Raw genomic sequence first — 16,842 nt, 5'->3', positions numbered from 1 at the left:
ACGTGCTCGTACTATTTTCCCAGCACTACTTTTTCTCGGGAGGCAGTGCCCAAGGGCTCTCTGTCGCCGAGTCCTCCAGTCCTAGCTTCCAAACTCGGCCAAAGTGCTTATAGTGGCCTGCCTGTGTACCCGCAAAATCACCCATCCCATGATATAGGTCGAAGTGATTTCCTTTTACCGCACCACCGGTATCTAGCACAATCAGTAGACGTAGTTCGTGAGCTCCACTCCACGTGCCATCCGCATTCAAAAGTGGCACTTCTGCGAGGATTGGCGTGCCCATTGGAAATGCGGAGCGATCACCCGCTACCGAAGCCATTGGTAATAATGGAATACCCGCCGTACCCGTCACCGGTGCAGCATCTTGAGGTTGGAAGAACACGTACGAGGTATTTTGCTCTAGTAGCTCTTGCACGGTTTGCTCATCTTGCTGCATCACCCAATCTTTGATGGCTTTGAGCGACATCTTTTCTTTAGGTACTTCACCGCGTTCAATCAGCACTCGGCCAATACTCACATACGCTTTGTTGTTTTTGCCCGCGTAAGCGAAATACTCAAGCGTGTCATCATCTTCAAAATGAACAAAACCACTGCCTTGTACTTCCATAATGAATGGGTCAATCAGGTTGTTTGCATAACCAAGTTCTAAACCCTGACCATTTAGTGCACCACCGTATATCTCAGCTCGAGTCGGGCAGTCTTGAGAACAATCTGGTAAACCATAAACCGGATAACGGAAGGTTGCGTCTGGCTTGTGGCGCAGTTCCATTACAGGTGAAAAGTAGCCGGTAAATAGCACATTACCTTTTTTATCGCCGCCACCAAGTTGAGCCGCTTGCACACCATAATTTGCTAGCTGGGATGGATCGCCACTTTGAATCGCCCACGCTTCAAGTTGCTCATACAGTGGCTGATAAATTTTGGCCATAGACGGTGATTTCTTAATCACTTCATCCGCCTGACTTGCAAAAGAGTTGAAGTTTCTAGGTTGGTTCGACTCGATAACTTCGGTCTTATTAAGCAGTTTGGTAAATTCGCCATCTTGATATTGCTGAGCGCGGTCAGTTTGTGCGCAGCCAAAAACGAGCAATACAGAAGCGAGAGGCAGAATACGTTTGATCAAGTTAGTCATCCATTATTTGTGGTGCATTCAGGATGGCAAACTCTTTGAAAAAGCGCAATAAAGTCGAGCGTTATAGTAGGTTGTTTTTGTGTTTTCCTGACAAAACAAAGATGGGATGGTAATGCGCCGGTGATAATTGTCTCAATTCCGTTTTGGCTTCATTCACAACATGATAACGGTATAAAGTAGGCCCAACATAAAAGGTTAATTCATCGCGGCTAAGTTTAAATTCCGTAGCCACGACTCTATTATCGATAATCACCTTGTCAGGGGTTAGCTCAAACCAATCTCTAGCAAACGGAGCGGCATCTCTTTCATACCACACTCCATACATCGCCTGTTTAGGGTTTGCATGTGACTGATAACGATCATACAAGTCTTGATACAGTCCCAAAACGGCTAAACTGCCCACTAACGACAAGATAATTAGCGTACGCTCTAGCCACTTACTGGGTTTTAACTTTGCTGTTGGGACAGTTTTAACTCCAACGACACCGCTTTGCTTACCGCTATCCATACTACGCCTTACCACTTATCGACCGCGACATATTGTCACCACAAATGCAAAAATGCAACTCATCACCTAAATTGTGAAAATTAAATCTTGCGCAAGATTGAATAAAAAGTCATTATTTCAACATAAATAAACCAAGAGCTAGTATCGTGAAAATTCGTAGCACCGCCTTAGTAAAAGGATTTAGGCAGTCCACACCCTATGTCAATGCCCACCGAAATAAGACTATGGTCATTATGTTAGGTGGTGAGGCGTTTTCAGATAAAAACTTCACCAATATTGTCAGTGATATCGCGTTACTTCACAGCCTTGGTGTCAAATTGGTTCTCGTTCATGGCGCAAGACCACAGATTAATCAATTGCTCAAGCAAAGTGATTGCCACTGCCCCTACCATAAGGGGACTCGTGTAACGACTGAAAAATGCCTCGACTACGTCATGCAAGCAACGGGAAAACTACAACTCGATATCACAGCTCGCCTCTCAATGAGTCTTAACAATACACCGATGGCAGGTAACCAGCTTAATGTCATTAGTGGCAACTTTGTGATTGCTCAACCTCTTGGGGTTGATGACGGCATTGATTATTGTCATAGCGGCCGAGTACGTCGTATCGACATTCAAGGGATTAACCAAGTATTAGATCAAGGTGCCATTGTGCTTCTCGGCCCAGTCGCTGGTTCAGTGACAGGTGAAACATTCAATCTTCTCTCTGAAGAAGTGGCGACCCAAGTCGCTATAAAATTAAATGCCGATAAACTAATAGGTTTTTGTTCCGAGCAAGGTGTGCTAGATGAAAATGGTAACGCTATCGCCGAGCTATTCCCGACAGAGGTCAATCAGCTGATTGAACAGTTTGAGGCCCGAGAAAGGGTCAATGAGGGTGAAAGCAGCGGCACGCTACGGTTTCTGCGCGGAGCTCAATCGGCATGCAGAGCAGGCGTTCCTCGCTGTCACCTTATCAGCTACAAGATTGATGGTGCATTGATACAAGAGCTATTCTCCCTTGACGGCATCGGTACACAAATTGTTATGGCCAGTGCCGAGCAAGTTCGCCAAGCCGATATCGATGATATTGGTGGTATTTTCGACCTGATTCGCCCACTTGAAGAGAAAGGGATTTTAGTTCGTCGCTCTCGTGAACAACTTGAGCAAGAGATCCATCAATTTACCATCATCGAAAAAGATGGTCTTATCATAGGCTGTGCTGCACTGTATCCCTACCTAAATGAAAAAATGGCGGAGATGGCTTGTGTGGCTATTCATCCCGACTATCGTGACGGAAACCGCGGCTTATTACTCCTGAATCACATGAAACAACAGTCGAAAATGAAAGGGATTGAACAAATTTTTGTTCTAACCACTCACAGCTTACATTGGTTTAGAGAGCAAGGTTTTATGGAGATCGGCGTAGAATCATTACCAATGGCAAAACAAGATTTGTACAACTATCAACGTAAGTCAAAAATCCTTTCTGTTGCAGTTTAATCTCCTCTTGACAGCAATCTATTTATACAACCGATTGCTGTCATTAGATCTCATAAATTATTTTACTTCTCCAAGTTTACTGTCTACTATTTGTTCAAATGACGTTTTTTGTGACGGGACTCCCAAAGACTTGATGTGTTTTTTGGGGAGTGCATGGATAGCTAGGTGCAGCACGACAACTTTAGGAGTGACATCTATGCGTACAGTTATTTGCAATTCCATTGATAGCTTCTGGGATATGGCTGAAAACCAGTTCTTAGAAGGACACAATGTCCATTGCGTATTTACGGTAACCGACAAGGTAAAATATCTCATGAAGATTTACCAACAGAAGTACCGAATCAACCAAATCACGTTCACGGAAGTCTTTGACTAAAGCATCGGGGCATTGACCACCATGGACGGTGGAAAACCACTCACAGCGTCCAAACACCCCACTTTATCTGCCTCAGTTCGCTAACCGCTTCGCTAGGCCACTATGACGCAATGTCTTATGGCGAATACCTCGATTTACCACCCTTTGGTCTGCCACCAACGTAAATTGTTTTTTCGCACGTGTGATGCCTGTGTAGATCAGCTCTTTGGTCAACAATGGCGAAAAGTCTGGCGGCAAAATCATCAAGGTATGAGAAAACTCACTGCCTTGTGATTTATGAATCGTCATCGCATAAGCCGTCTCATGCTCAGGCATGCGGCTTGGCAGTACCGACTTAATACTGCCGTCAGGCAATTCAAAGAATACTTTTAGCCTTGGCGTCTCAGCACAATGATCCCACATGCAAATACCGATATCACCGTTAAATAAACCAAGACCATGGTCGTTCCTTGTCACCATAACAGGACGGCCGATATACCACGCTTCATCGCCTCTTGAAATGAATCCGCGCTGCTTTAAACGTTTTTCGATTCTCTGGTTAAGCCCCGAAACCCCAAAGTCGCCTTCACGCACGGCACACAATAATCGGCTTTGGGCAAAACTGGAGAGCACTTCTCGCGCCAAACGTTGCTGCCACTGTGACAAAGCCTCCGGACTTTGTTGCTCTTCGACTTGCGGATTAGCTCGCCCCAACTGAGAGAGATAGGGTTTGTAAGCACGCACGAGCTTATCAACCAACTGTTGATAACTGTCGGCGCTTAATGCTAGCCATTCAATATCATCAAATGCCTTGTTCCAGACCTGATCAAAACCATAACTGTTTGCTAAGTTAACTTGCTTGGCCAGTTGACCAATGCCAGACCTTGCATCAAAACGATAACTTTTTTGCAGTACGCACAGGCTATCGACTAGTGCTGAGGCGGATTTTGAGGCCCCCACTTTGCCAGCCAATCGGCAATCAAACTGCGTTAACGCTTGAATCAAATCATTTTGCTGACTGCTGTAACCAAACTGAGAAAAGTCACAAATGTCCGACAACACTGCGCCAGCTTCCACTGAAGCCAACTGATCTTTATCACCAAGAAGAATGAGTCGTGCGTGAGCGGGTAGCGCATCCAATAAGCGATGCATCATTGGTAAATCCACCATAGACGCTTCATCGAGAACAAGCACATCTAAATGCAGTGGGTTAGCTTTGTTATGTCGAAACTCAACGCGACCGGGAATGGCTCCGAGTAAGCGATGCAACGTACTCGACTCTGTCGGAATTTGCTGCTTAATTTCAGGCTCAACAGTTAATGAGTCGACCGCTTTACCGATGGACTCAGTCAAACGAGCGGCCGCCTTCCCTGTTGGTGCCACCAGCTTAATGGAAGGTGATTCACCTGATTGGTTCGCCTGATGCACCATCGCAGCTAACAGCTTCGTTACCGTCGTGGTTTTGCCAGTACCCGGTCCACCTGATATGACGGCGAATCGGCGGGTAAGCGCAACAGCAGCAGCCACTTTTTGCCAGTTCAAACACAATGATAATGGAATCGCGTCATCTAATGCTTGCAGTGCTGTTACATTGGTCGCTTGCGTGACTATGTCGTCAACATAAAACCAATCGATAGGCTCTGCATCGACTACATCGAGAAAATCGCAGATAACTTGCTGACGCATAACTTGATTATTCTGCTCTGTGGGTAGCGCAGACAAGGCAGTATACAGGTAGTGATACTCACGCATGAATAAACGGTCTAACATCGTTGCGACGCTTTGCTGAGCGCCTCTTTCGATGGAAATAGGCTCAGCCATCGCATTGAGGCGAGTGGCAATGGTCTGCTCAAAATAGTAATAACGCTGAAGATAGAGCCTATTTTGCTGCCAAACCAATGGCGTGACCGCCGCGGTCATAACTTCGTTTGGAGACAAACAGGTAACCGTTGACGCTTCCATCATGACCTGTTGCCAGTCAACTTGGTTAACCAAGTATTCTAGCGATTCAGCCGCTTCACCATACAAACCAATTAAACTGGGCATAGGTGGTGATACTTGCTCATCCGCATCAAGATTGACACAAATATGTCCTTGACCCAACTGGTAGCTGGTTACCGAAGCTAACCACATCAACTCATCTTGATGCTGAGATTCTATGGAGGCAATAAACTTGGCAAACTGAAAATCCAGGGGCCTCAAAATGCTTTTTTCTGCTAAATACGTCACCCATTCGGAGAAATTTTCTAATACTATTCCCATCAGAAGTCTAACCCCATTTGCTCATTTGTTTCGTCCAATTGCAAAGGCTCTCCTGCAATCAACCCATCCAACGCTTCTATCATGGCTTTATCTGGTCTAGCACTAAAAATACCGGAGTCAGAATCAGGTCTAACCCCTCGTAAAAACAGATAAAACACGCCGCCAAAATGCTGGTCATAATCATAATCCGCGATGCGGGTTTTCAAGAAACGATGCAGCGCCAACGCGTAAATTTGGTATTGGAGATCATAACGATGATCAACCATAGCGTTGTTGAGTTGATGTTTTTGATAACGTTCTGCTTCATCGCCTAAATGATTTGATTTCCAGTCGAGCACGTAGTACTTACCCTGATGTTCAAACACTAAGTCAATAAAGCCCTTTAGCATGCCTTTAACGGTGTAAAAACCCAACTCCGTTGCCTTCGCAGATAACGCATCATAGCGTTGTATAACACGGTTTAATGACACCGCATCAAGTACTTCAATCGGCAACAGGAATTCCATCTCGACTAAACGTTGCGCAGAGTCCTTATCTCTTAAATACAACGCTTTACCATCTAGCGCCGTATTCATAACCTGATCCACAAGCTGCTGAATCACCGGTAACCACTCTGCATCGTATTGTTCCCGTTCGAGAAGCTGACGAATCACCTCGCTGTTTTGTGATGATGTGGCAGGCTCTGTAAATTCCACCTGTTCAAATACAGTATGCAAAAACGTACCAGGACGAGCTCCTTTAGGAAAATGAAAAATGGTTTTTTCTGGCTCCAATAACACATCGACTTCGTGTTCTTCAGATGAATCGATATCAAGCCCAGATGCCTCAATAAACACGTCATTATCGCTGCTATGATGGCTCTGTTTTACAAGGGCTGAGTAGCTGGTGATTCGCCAATCACGATCGATGGTCTTGGATTGAGCTTTAGCGACAAGCTCTTCGGTTGGTCGCTCCAACTCTTGATAACGCTCCTCATCGAGCTCTGGTAACTCAGTAATCGCGATAGCTTGAGACGCATTGGCAAGTTGGTTGAGCGCAGAACCTAACTCGCTCACCCCCATCTCTTGCCCATTTTGAATCAGATGCCCAATCGCGCTGTGATGAAGCCCTGTTGGCTCCTTGGTGGAACGGCCATTTCTAAGGGGCGCCATCCCAATAAAACAGGCGTAAACCGCACGAGTTAATGCAACGTAGATGAGACGTAAATCTTCAGCAAGCCGCTCTTTGTCCGCTTGTGCCATCGAAGCTGACGATTGACGCAGATCGAGCACCGATGACTGGCTTTCTGCATCATAGAACTTCGCGTCGATCGCTTCTCGATAGCTCACCACAAACGGCAGATACACTAAATCGTATTCCAAACCTTTTGACTTATGAATCGTGATAATCTGAACCAGATTCCGCTCTGACTCTAAACGCTGAATATGCTCGTCACTAGATCCAAGCCCTTGCTTCGCATCGTCAATGGCTTGCCCCAGCCAGCGCAATAACGCGCTGTCGCTTTCCATATCTTGCCTTGCTGCCTGTAGCAGTTCTCCCAAATGGAGATAGTCGGTAAGTAATCGCTCACCACCATCAGTAGCCAGCAGTCGGTTGGATATTTCTCGCTTAAACAACACCGAGCGCAGCATTGGCAAAATGCCGCGCGACATCCAAAGTTGGCGATACTCACGAAATTCAGCAACCACTTGTTCCCACAGGTTTTCATCGTTATTGAGACTGTCTAGTTGGACGGCAGGCAGAGCAAATAGCTGCGAGGCCAACGCACTTTTTAGCATTCTCTCATCATCTTGATGCCAAACTGCCAGCATCAAACGCAGCACATCATCAGCAATTTCGCTGGTAAAAACGCTGTCTCGGTTGGAAAGATAAACACTAGCAATACCGCGCTCAGACAACGCCTGTTTAATCAACTGACCTTCGCTACCGGTTCTCACCAACACTGCAATGTTGCCCGCTTCAATCGCTTCGTGGCTATCTCCATGAATCAGCGCCGCTTTACCGGTTTGAGACTGGGTTAACACCTGTTTAATGTGCTGAGCGGTAGCGACGGCCATTGTTGACACATAATCCCCTTTAGCAATGGGGGATTGCGCATCTTGCAGCCAAAATTGCATTGCCGCTTGATGTTCACCATTAAATTGCCACTGCATTTTGCCTGCTTTAGGACTCGCATTGACGGCATGAAACGGAATGTCATCATCGTAGAGAAAGGCAGAGTCAGCCTGCTTAAATAGCGTATTCACTCCGTCGACCATACTCTCACTGGAACGCCAGTTGGTACCCAGCGTATAGTGGTCTTGTACCTGATTTCGAGCTTGTATATAAGTGAAAATATCGGCTCCGCGAAAACCGTAGATCGCCTGCTTAGGATCGCCAATCATAAACCAGCCACAGTCGAGGTGATTTAAGTACACATGGCTAAATATTTGGTACTGAAGCGGGTCCGTATCTTGGAACTCATCGATCATCGCCACCGGAAATTGGCTTCGAATATTCTCTGCGAGACTGTCACCAGATTCACCGTCCAACGCGGCAGACAAGTGGGTTAACAAGTCATCAAAGGAGAGCCATTGCTTTTGTTCTTTGGCTAACGCCAGTCGCTGACGACAATGCTGAATAGCCAATGCTAACAATGATGTTTTAAGCTCAGGAGGCTGTGCCAAAAAGGCTTCAATCGCAGCAAAGATCGCCATCGTTGGCGCGTCACCCTTAGGCGTTTTTTCTATAAGAACGTTTTGAGCAAATTTCTCTAATTGCGTTGGTAAATAGTAATCCAGTGTTTCTTGTTTGGACCAATCAGTGATCGCCGCAACCCAAGTGGGCAGCGATTTTTTGGTGTAGCTGCGTTTATTAACGTCCGATTGACTGATACACCCAACGATGTCATCGGCAACCGCTAACCACTCAGACTTAAGGGCTTGGATTCTCTGTAAATTCTGTGCATGGAGCTGGGTAATATCGCTGCAAGCATCGACATTGGTCAGCGACAACGCAGGCCCCGTCAGGTAATGAGCAATGACTTTGAGCAAATCATTTGGCGTTGCCCATAGCTTTCGGACTTCACTAGCTAACTCCAGCCCCAAAGGATAAAACTGGCTGCGCCAAAAATCCGCGACTACTTGTGCTTTTAATCTGCTTTCGTCAGTTATAAATTCATTGTTAAATCGAGATCCAGACTCAAACGCATTTTGGGTTAACATTCGTTGGCAGAAACCATGGATGGTATACACCGCCGCTTCGTCCATTTGTCGTTCTGCTTGCAGCAAAGTATCCACTGCAAAGCGCCGATCAGTAATATCGGCTAGCAGAGGCTTAATGACTGGGTCGTCACTGTCACCACGCGCAAAAGCAATTCGCGCTTGATGGATTCGACCACGAATACGACCCCTAAGCTCCGCCGTTGCCGCTTCCGTAAACGTTACGACTAAGATCTGGTCGACCGTTAATGGCTGTTGATGACGACTTTGATCGCTGCCATGACCAAGAAGTAGACGTAAATACAGACCCGCAATGGTAAATGTTTTACCTGTGCCCGCAGACGCTTCTATTAATCTTGCACCGTGCAATGGAAACTGCATGGTGTCTAACGCTATAGGTTCATGGCTCTGTGACATGGTGTTTAAACTCAACTGTGTGATCCAACGCTTAATTCTTCAACTCTATCAATTAGATATAACTACCATTTATGCAGGGTGCGATCGCATTCACGGAATTCATTATCCGCTCCCACTACTATGCGCCCTAGAAACTGGTCCCTCTGACCTACTTGGCCGTACAGCAATCTCCCTACACACTATAAAAACACTGGCGGCCACCCTCTCTCTTTCTTACCAGATCTGATATGTACATAAGACTTTCTCTTAGCCTTGAGAGTAGAACTCTTCAGCATCCACACTGACTGTTCTTGGCGCTTCGAGCACTAATTGCGTGACTAACTTGAGTTCATTGCCAAGGCCATCGTCCCATTCAGACCAGACTCGAGAAATATAGGGATTCTCTCCCTCTCCCGTTTGCCTATAACCACCGATAAATCGCGCTTCCATTTTGCTTAGCATCTTTTCATCGTTTGGGGTCCAACTGCCGCGGCTAAAGTTGGCTTCGACTCCCGCCAATGCCGATTCAGGGAAATAAGCTAATGGCTTATCCAAACCGTCTAAAAATAACTCCAATAGCTGCTTCATATACTGCTCAGCTTGAACCTTATCAAGTGGTGGATAGACGCGATGTACTACCCCTTCTTTTTTGTCATAAGCCAGCATATGTGTTGCTGTAGGATGTCCTGCGAGCGTCAACGCCAAATGGTCAATCCAAGCACTTAAATAGTCACTAGAACGCAACCGACCACTGCGATATCTAAGTAGACCAGAACCATAGAGGCCAGTGACCCAACCTTGTAATCGAACAGTGATCGGCCCCAAGTCCACTTGCAGGTTTATTTCTGTATCGTCTAACGCTCTACTCGACAGCGGGCGTACTGCTTTGGCGAGTTCTTCGGTTTGCGCTACGTTCGATGCAAACTCCAAATCACCAAAGTGATTGATAGGTAAATAGCCTTGCGCTTTCTGTGCCGATTCAAATGCCGCTAGCTTGTCAGTACTGTCTTCTGATTTTGTGAAGACATCAAGTAGCTCTTTTCGCAACACAAAACTTTCCAATCCATTGAGCGCAAATGGCTCATCATCTTCGGTTGAAAACTGCTGATCATCAAAGCTAACCTCAAGCCGGCGATTGAATAGGTACTGAACCGGCAAGCGCCAAAAGCGCTGCAGTTCGGTAAGATCCAATTCAGCAACACTGCCTAAAGCACGCTCAATAGGCTCAAGTGCAAACGGTACCGAGCCATTGATTCTCACGTTGCTTAGCTGTTGCAAAGCGGCAGGTAACCACTCTGAGGCGTAACTTTGATAGCCCGGTGCAGACTTAAAATGAGACGCGCTAAACGGCACCATTGCATACTCCTGGACCAAATTGTCGCGAAGTCTGGCACCAGACTCATCCACCATTAACTCGCTATCGCCTTGTAAGCAGTAATTTTGCTCGCAATACTCCAAAAGTTCTGAGACCAGTACTGACGGCACCCGTTCCGTATTGTCCTGAATAGAACGTCCAACGTAGCTAATATAAAGTTGCTGCTGAGCAGACAATAAGGCCTCTAAAAATAGGTAACGGTCATCATCTCGACGGGAGCGATCTCCTGGCTTGGTACGACCTGTCATTAAGTCAAAACTCTCAGGCGGGACACTTCTTGGGTAAACACCATCATTCATACCAAGCAAACATACCGCTTTAAAGGGTATTGAGCGCATTGGCATCAAGGTACAGAAGTTGACTTGCCCTGCAAGAAAGCGCTGACTAACTCGTGAGCCTGATAGTTTGTCGATGAAATACTGGCGTACAATACGGGGGGCAAGGCGCTCGCTATAACAAGCGTCTTGAAGTTGCTCTTTCAGTCCAGATAGTGTGTCACGAATCGCTTTTACGACCACTTCACCTTCTAGGTCAACATCAAAGAAATCGTCCAATAGGGCATTAAGGTTGGTTTGCCATGTCTCTATCGGCGCAGATTTGGCAAGCAACGCTCTATATTTGGCAATAGTATCGATAAACTGTGCCAGTTTGCCTGCACTTTCGGCTTGCATGCCTTGTGTTTGCTCATAAGGTGCGATGGTGCCATTTTCAAACTCAAACAAGCCAGCTTGCTCACTAATGGCGTAACCAGCTAGCATTCGAGAAATACCGAACATCCAAGAGTTTTGCTCAAATTCAGGTAGGTCAAATTCACTTGCGGTGTGATTATCTAAGCCCCAACGAATCTGCGCTTCTTCAACCCAGAGTTTTAGTGTGGCAAATTCACTGTCGCTGATACTGAATCTCTGCATAATAGCAGGCACTTCTAACAGCTCAAGCAACTCACTACTAGAACAGCGTAACTCGGGTAATTGCAATAATAGATTAAAGGCATTCAATAACGGACTTTCTTTGTCTGCCGTTCGATCCGAAATCGAAAATGGAATGTAACGCTCACCAGAAGCATTACCAAATACCGCTTGAATCGCTGGGCTATAGGCGTTGATATCTGCCACCATGACAATCACATCACGTGGTTTGAGATCGGGATTGCGATCAAACATTGCCAGTAAGTTGTCATGCAACACTTCTACTTCACGCATCGGACTGTGACAAACGTGCAGAGACAATGAATGATCTTGAGGCGAAATGACTGGCTTATGCTGAGAATTTAGCAATAACTGATCGTCTTGGTGCTCTTCTAAGTTCAAAATGTCAGCTTGGATATTGGCCAGCAGTGTGGTTCGCTGTCCATCAACAAAGGCTTCTATCTCATTCGACTCTAATTGCGAAAGTAGATAAAGGTTATCTCTCCCTAGTTTACCCATAGAAGCGAGCAAGCTGTTACCCACTTCAGAAATATGCAGCTCATCCTCGATGTTTTCATCGATGGAACCTTTTAGCTGTTCCACCATTGACATGTCGTCAGAATGTGCCACATCGGCAATCTGCTGTAAGTGTTTACGCTTGTTAGCTGCAAGCTTAGACAGATATTTTCGGTCACGCACTTCGCCCCAATAATAACGACAAGGGTTGGTGAACATCAGATGCACATCAATATGCTGCCCCAGCGCCTTGAGGGCATCTAAATATCGCGGTGGTAAGGATGAAATGCCAAAGACAAATAAGCGCTTAGGCAGTTTATCTAGGCCATGCGACTTTATATCCGCATTATGCGTTAACGCATCGATAAAGTGCTCATAGAGGTTGGCACGATGATAAGGTGACTGGCCTAACGCGACCGTGTGATCGTACAGTGCTTGCCACAGCTTTGGCTGCCAAGGCTGTAGCCCTTCCAGTTCGAGGACAGACTCTCCCGCCTCCCACGCCGCTACCCATTCTGGTCGATAAACCAAATAGCCGTCGTAGATATCAGCGATTTTTTCCGCTAATTGATAACGCTTGGACGCGTCGTCGTCGTCAGAAAGATATTGAGCAAGCGGTGCAAAGTCAGGATCATTGAGATGAAGCGGTAACAGATGCATAATTTTCCATGTCATCGCTTCTTTGTTGAATGCACTGCGCTTGGGTACCTCATCCAACACTTGAACAAATCGGTCCCAAATGAACGTTGCAGGAAGTGGAAAGTCGATATTGGCAGCAATGCCAAATTCTTGTGCCAGTGCCATTTGCAACCATTGTGACATCCCTGGACTTTGCACAAGAATTTGTTCTTTCTCGAAGGGATTCTCTAATGGGTCAATATTGATCAATTGCACCAATAGAGATTTCAATACATCGATTTGATTTGAGTGATAAACGGTGAACACGTTACCGCGCGCCTTTAACTAATTGCCCTCACTCAAGATTAACACATTAACGTCGGTTCTAATATTGACTTCCACTCTACGCCACTTAACGTGATGGTTTTGGAAAGTAAGCCATTAGGTAACGTAATGCTACATAGCTTACAACGACCGTTGCTACAATCAGCTCGATATTGGCTAACATTCGAACTTGCTGAGTTGCACTTTCTGATGCTCCGTGAGCGCCCATCCAAGCCGCCAATTTATATAAAGCAGTGGAGCCTATCACCATAGGGAAGGTAAAGGCTGCGTAACCTGGACTAAATGGTAGACGAAGCAGTTTAATAAACGCTAAGTAGATGATCATGGTCATAAGAACCGCAATACCAAATAGCAGCGCCAAAATCACTGGTGAAGGCTCTGCTGCCACGCTTAGATAACCAGCGAGTGAGAGACTTGCAGGTGCTGCCATAATTGCCAATGTTGGTTTGGCTGCATCAGGGATCTCATGCGTAAAAATCAAACGATAGATCATAGTTGGAAGCATGACCGCGTAAGTACCTAAACCAAAGTACAACGCACCGTTTGCTACCCATTGCAGATTTGGATTACCAGAAAACGCCACATCAGCGACGACAATACCCACAGGTGGAACGAACCAGCTTGGTACCATATGGTACAGTTCAAAATCGCGGCTACGATGGTAAACAAAACTTGCAAGGAACACGATGTGTAGCGCGACCGCAAACAACCAGATGCCATCACCCACTCTTGGCAGGAACTGACCGACTGAATGAGACACAACCATCGTGGCCATTGCAAACGTAGGGACAACACTACCTACCACTGGGTGCGCTAGATCTTCTCTTAGCAGGTGATTATGAAATAGAAATTTGTAAGCCAAAATCACTAGCAACACGCTTGCAATCGCAGCGCCCGCCCATTGTGCGCCATGATGCAACGGCAACGCGTTTTCCCAGCACCAGCCAAGACTTGCGATACCTAGCGCTAATCCTGCCATAGGAGTTGGAGCGCCTTTTATTCTGTCGTGTGCTTTTTTCATGGTCGCAATCATTGTTAACTGCCTCTATTAATGTGTTGCGCTTATATTAACTCTGCTTTATGTTTAGGTATATCTATTAAAAATCAACTACCGTTTAGAAAAACTAAACATGAAACCACATATATCGCTCAAACAATTAAAGGTTTTTGTTGCTGTCACGCAGCACCACACCCTTACCTCTGCATCGGAAACGCTGTTTCTATCAAAAGCGGCGGTGAGTATGTCGTTAAGTGAATTAGAAAAGCAAATCGGTCATGCTCTATTTGATAGGGTTAATAACCGCCTAGCGATCAATCAAGAGGGTCAAAAGTTACTCCCTCTCGCCGATGAGTTGCTTAGTCGAAGCCGCGATATTGAGTCTCTATTTAGCGATGAACAAAGTTATCGTGGGCAACTGCGTATTGGTGCCAGTGATACCGTTGGTAATCAGTTAGCTCCATTTTTGCTGAGCGATTTTCGTCAGCAACATCAACATAAAGCGCAACAGCTATTCATCTCAAATACCGCCTTAATCTGCCAAAAGCTCATCGACTATGAGTTAGACATCGGCCTAGTCGAAGGTAAAACCTTGCACCCGGAACTGAATAGCACTCAATTTAGTGAAGATGAAATGTGTATTGTCTCTGCGGTTAATCATCCTCTCGCCGCTGGCAATCTTATCGATTTATCTCAGTTTGAAAATAGTGATTGGATATTAAGAGAGCCAGGCTCCGGAACGCGTGAGTTCTTCTTAAGAACCGTTGCACCAAGAATCGAGGTTTGGCACGAAGCCTTTGAATTAAATACAACCGAAGCCATTATTAACTGTGTCTCTGCTGGACTCGGTTTTGCTTGTTTATCTAAACTTGCCGCACAAACCGCGATCAATGATGGTCGCATCACAGAACTTCCTGTCGCACTGGATATGAAACGTCGATTTTGGGTTTTAGTCCATAAAGAGAAATATCAAAGTCCACTACTGAAGAACTTTATTGATTTTTGTCAGGCATGGAATAAAAGGTGACTCTGGTCATGAATAGGAAATAAGCAATCAGTTCTCACTTTTGACCAGTCGACTGGACAAGCGGATCTTGCATCTGTATAAAAAGCCAGTATTACACGTTTCAAAATTAACATATTAGAGGATTAACCATGGCTGTAATCGTCAAGTACGTGGTGGAACGCAACGGAGAAGAAAAGATGACTTTTACCTCTAAGGCTGAAGCTGACGCTTATGACAAAATGTTGGACATGGCAGATGAACTATTTTCACTGCTAGCCGAAAGTGAACTGATTGAAGATGAAGCAAAACAGGAAGAGTTATCGCTATTCCTTGCTCAACGTAAAGAAGAAGTACTTTATGCTCTAGGTGCCAAGCGTAAACCAACACCAAAGAAACCAAAAGCGGTTGAACCTGTAGAAGCGGACGACAGCGAAGCGGCCTAGTTTATTAGCCCAGACCGCTTCCACTTTTCAACCATGAACCAGCAATCGTTTCTCGCTATTGCTGGTTTTTTTATCTCTCGCGCCTAATTTCTCATTAGAAAAAACTATCGCTAAAAAGACAAAGGGTATCGTTTTACAGACTTTTGCCCCTTTTACCCTTTCATCACTCTCTGTCACTCTATAAGATGATTGCCAACAAATTACACCAAGTCGCTGCAGATTGGCGCGACTTTTGGACAATTATAAACATGGAGAACGAGAGTCATGGCAGCATTTTCAATTGCTTTCGGCAGCGCAACTAAAAACCGCGACGGTAAAATTATCGAAGCGTTTTTTCCACACCCACGTCTAAATCCAAGTGACGCATTGGTCGCCGCCATTGCTGACGTATCAGGTTACACAGAAGGCAACCAAGCTATTGAAGTGACCGCTGAACAAAGCGCTGCATTAGCAACCGCATTCGCGGCAAACAACGATGCGCAAAACGCCACATTTGCTGAAAAAGCAGCAAACTCTTCTCAACCATTAGTCGTGGTTATTCTTGCTACTGATGAGAAGCCTCAATCTGTGGCCGAAGGCTTCCTGAAACTGCAACTGATCTCTAACCGCTTAGTTCAGCCACACGGTACTGTGCTAGATGGTATCTTTGGTCTGCTTCACAACATTGCTTGGACTAACCAAGGCGCTATCGACCTTCCAGAGCTGGCTGATCGCCAAATCGAAGCTCGCTTAGCCGGAGAAACGCTGACGGTAGACTGCGTTGATAAGTTCCCGAAAATGGTGGATTACGTAGTACCTACTGGCGTACGTATCGCAGATACCTCCCGTGTACGCCTTGGTGCACACGTTGGTGAAGGTACCACAGTGATGCACGAAGGTTTCATTAACTTCAATGCCGGTACGACAGGCGTTAGCATGGTTGAAGGCCGAATTTCTGCAGGTGTTGTCGTTGGTAACGGTTCAGATATCGGTGGCGGTGCATCAATCATGGGTACGCTGTCAGGTGGCGGTACAGTTGTCGTTTCTATTGGTGAAAACTCACTGCTAGGTGCAAATGCTGGACTAGGCTTCCCGCTTGGCGATCGCTGTACGGTTGAATCGGGCCTGTACGTGACTGCTGGCTCTAAAGTACGTATGCTTGATGCCTCTGGCCAAGAAGTAGAAATTGTAAAAGCACGTGACCTCGCTGGTAAACCAGATCTGTTGTTCCGTCGCAACTCAGTGACAGGTCAAATCGAATGTCTAACCAATAAGACAGCTGTTGAACTAAACAGTGAGCTGCACAGCAATAACTAAG

At 45.9% G+C, this 16,842-nt stretch carries 11 protein-coding genes; 5 read left to right on the top strand and 6 right to left on the bottom strand.

All coding sequences use genetic code 11. The annotated features are described in order from the left end of the window. Positions 1-25 precede the first annotated feature (25 nt). Entirely contained in the window at positions 26-1,123 is a 1,098-nt protein-coding gene (gene mltA, locus VTH8203_RS20940) for a murein transglycosylase A (RefSeq protein ID WP_096995562.1), read from the bottom strand. A gap of 70 nt (positions 1,124-1,193) precedes the next feature. Beyond that, the gene (locus VTH8203_RS20935) at positions 1,194-1,640 is read right to left on the bottom strand and encodes a DUF2850 domain-containing protein (RefSeq protein WP_096995399.1); all 447 of its coding nucleotides are present in this window, start codon (positions 1,638-1,640) and stop codon (positions 1,194-1,196) included. 146 nt (positions 1,641-1,786) lie between these two features. Between VTH8203_RS20935 and argA the strand changes: the two genes are divergently transcribed. Next, the gene (argA, locus tag VTH8203_RS20930) at positions 1,787-3,124 is read left to right on the top strand and encodes an amino-acid N-acetyltransferase (protein WP_096995398.1); all 1,338 of its coding nucleotides are present in this window, start codon (positions 1,787-1,789) and stop codon (positions 3,122-3,124) included. Positions 3,125-3,320: 196 nt separating this feature from the next. After that, complete coding sequence (locus tag VTH8203_RS24650; protein ID WP_158296211.1) at positions 3,321-3,500, top strand: hypothetical protein; 180 nt, start codon at positions 3,321-3,323, stop codon at positions 3,498-3,500. 72 nt (positions 3,501-3,572) lie between these two features. Here the strand turns inward: VTH8203_RS24650 and recD are convergent, their stop codons facing one another. The 4 genes from recD to VTH8203_RS20905 form a co-directional block, all read right to left on the bottom strand. Continuing rightward, complete coding sequence (gene recD, locus VTH8203_RS20920; protein WP_096995396.1) at positions 3,573-5,741, bottom strand: exodeoxyribonuclease V subunit alpha; 2,169 nt, start codon at positions 5,739-5,741, stop codon at positions 3,573-3,575. Continuing rightward, a complete protein-coding gene (gene recB, locus VTH8203_RS20915) occupies positions 5,741-9,358 on the bottom strand; it encodes an exodeoxyribonuclease V subunit beta (RefSeq protein ID WP_096995395.1) in 3,618 nt (1,205 codons plus the stop codon). The genes recD and recB overlap by 1 nt, the downstream gene beginning before the upstream one ends. Positions 9,359-9,604: 246 nt before the next feature. After that, the gene (gene recC, locus VTH8203_RS20910) at positions 9,605-13,081 is read right to left on the bottom strand and encodes an exodeoxyribonuclease V subunit gamma (protein ID WP_096995394.1); all 3,477 of its coding nucleotides are present in this window, start codon (positions 13,079-13,081) and stop codon (positions 9,605-9,607) included. Positions 13,082-13,166: 85 nt separating this feature from the next. After that, positions 13,167-14,120 carry a TDT family transporter gene (locus VTH8203_RS20905; protein WP_244181280.1) on the bottom strand — a complete coding sequence of 318 codons (954 nt, stop codon included), beginning with the start codon at positions 14,118-14,120 and terminating at the stop codon, positions 13,167-13,169. 109 nt (positions 14,121-14,229) lie between these two features. Between VTH8203_RS20905 and VTH8203_RS20900 the strand changes: the two genes are divergently transcribed. The 3 genes from VTH8203_RS20900 to dapD all read left to right on the top strand — a co-directional run bounded on the left by VTH8203_RS20900 (position 14,230) and on the right by dapD (position 16,841). Next, positions 14,230-15,123: a LysR family transcriptional regulator gene (locus VTH8203_RS20900; protein WP_096995392.1), complete on the top strand. Its 894-nt coding sequence runs from the start codon at positions 14,230-14,232 to the stop codon at positions 15,121-15,123. Positions 15,124-15,251: 128 nt separating this feature from the next. Continuing rightward, entirely contained in the window at positions 15,252-15,545 is a 294-nt protein-coding gene (locus VTH8203_RS20895; protein WP_096995391.1) for a YebG family protein, read from the top strand. Between the two features lie 264 nt (positions 15,546-15,809). Next, entirely contained in the window at positions 15,810-16,841 is a 1,032-nt protein-coding gene (gene dapD / locus VTH8203_RS20890; protein WP_096995390.1) for a 2,3,4,5-tetrahydropyridine-2,6-dicarboxylate N-succinyltransferase, read from the top strand. Position 16,842: the final 1 nt, after the last annotated feature.

The organism is Vibrio thalassae, from assembly GCF_900089835.1.
Taxonomy (GTDB): domain Bacteria; phylum Pseudomonadota; class Gammaproteobacteria; order Enterobacterales; family Vibrionaceae; genus Vibrio; species Vibrio thalassae.
The sequence above is the reverse complement of the archived record's forward strand: the minus strand, read 5'-3'. Positions and strand labels throughout refer to the sequence as shown.

Excerpts from the sequence above, each read along its gene's own strand:
- VTH8203_RS20935 (WP_096995399.1), bottom strand. The coding sequence starts at position 1,640 with ATGGATAGCGGTAAGCAAAGCGGTGTCGTTGGAGTTAAAACTGTCCCA.
- VTH8203_RS24650 (WP_158296211.1), top strand. The coding sequence starts at position 3,321 with ATGCGTACAGTTATTTGCAATTCCATTGATAGCTTCTGGGATATGGCT.
- recD (WP_096995396.1), bottom strand. The coding sequence starts at position 5,741 with ATGGGAATAGTATTAGAAAATTTCTCCGAATGGGTGACGTATTTAGCA.
- recB (WP_096995395.1), bottom strand. The coding sequence starts at position 9,358 with ATGTCACAGAGCCATGAACCTATAGCGTTAGACACCATGCAGTTTCCA.
- VTH8203_RS20905 (WP_244181280.1), bottom strand. The coding sequence starts at position 14,120 with ATGAAAAAAGCACACGACAGAATAAAAGGCGCTCCAACTCCTATGGCA.
- VTH8203_RS20900 (WP_096995392.1), top strand. The coding sequence starts at position 14,230 with ATGAAACCACATATATCGCTCAAACAATTAAAGGTTTTTGTTGCTGTC.
- VTH8203_RS20895 (WP_096995391.1), top strand. The coding sequence starts at position 15,252 with ATGGCTGTAATCGTCAAGTACGTGGTGGAACGCAACGGAGAAGAAAAG.
- dapD (WP_096995390.1), top strand. The coding sequence starts at position 15,810 with ATGGCAGCATTTTCAATTGCTTTCGGCAGCGCAACTAAAAACCGCGAC.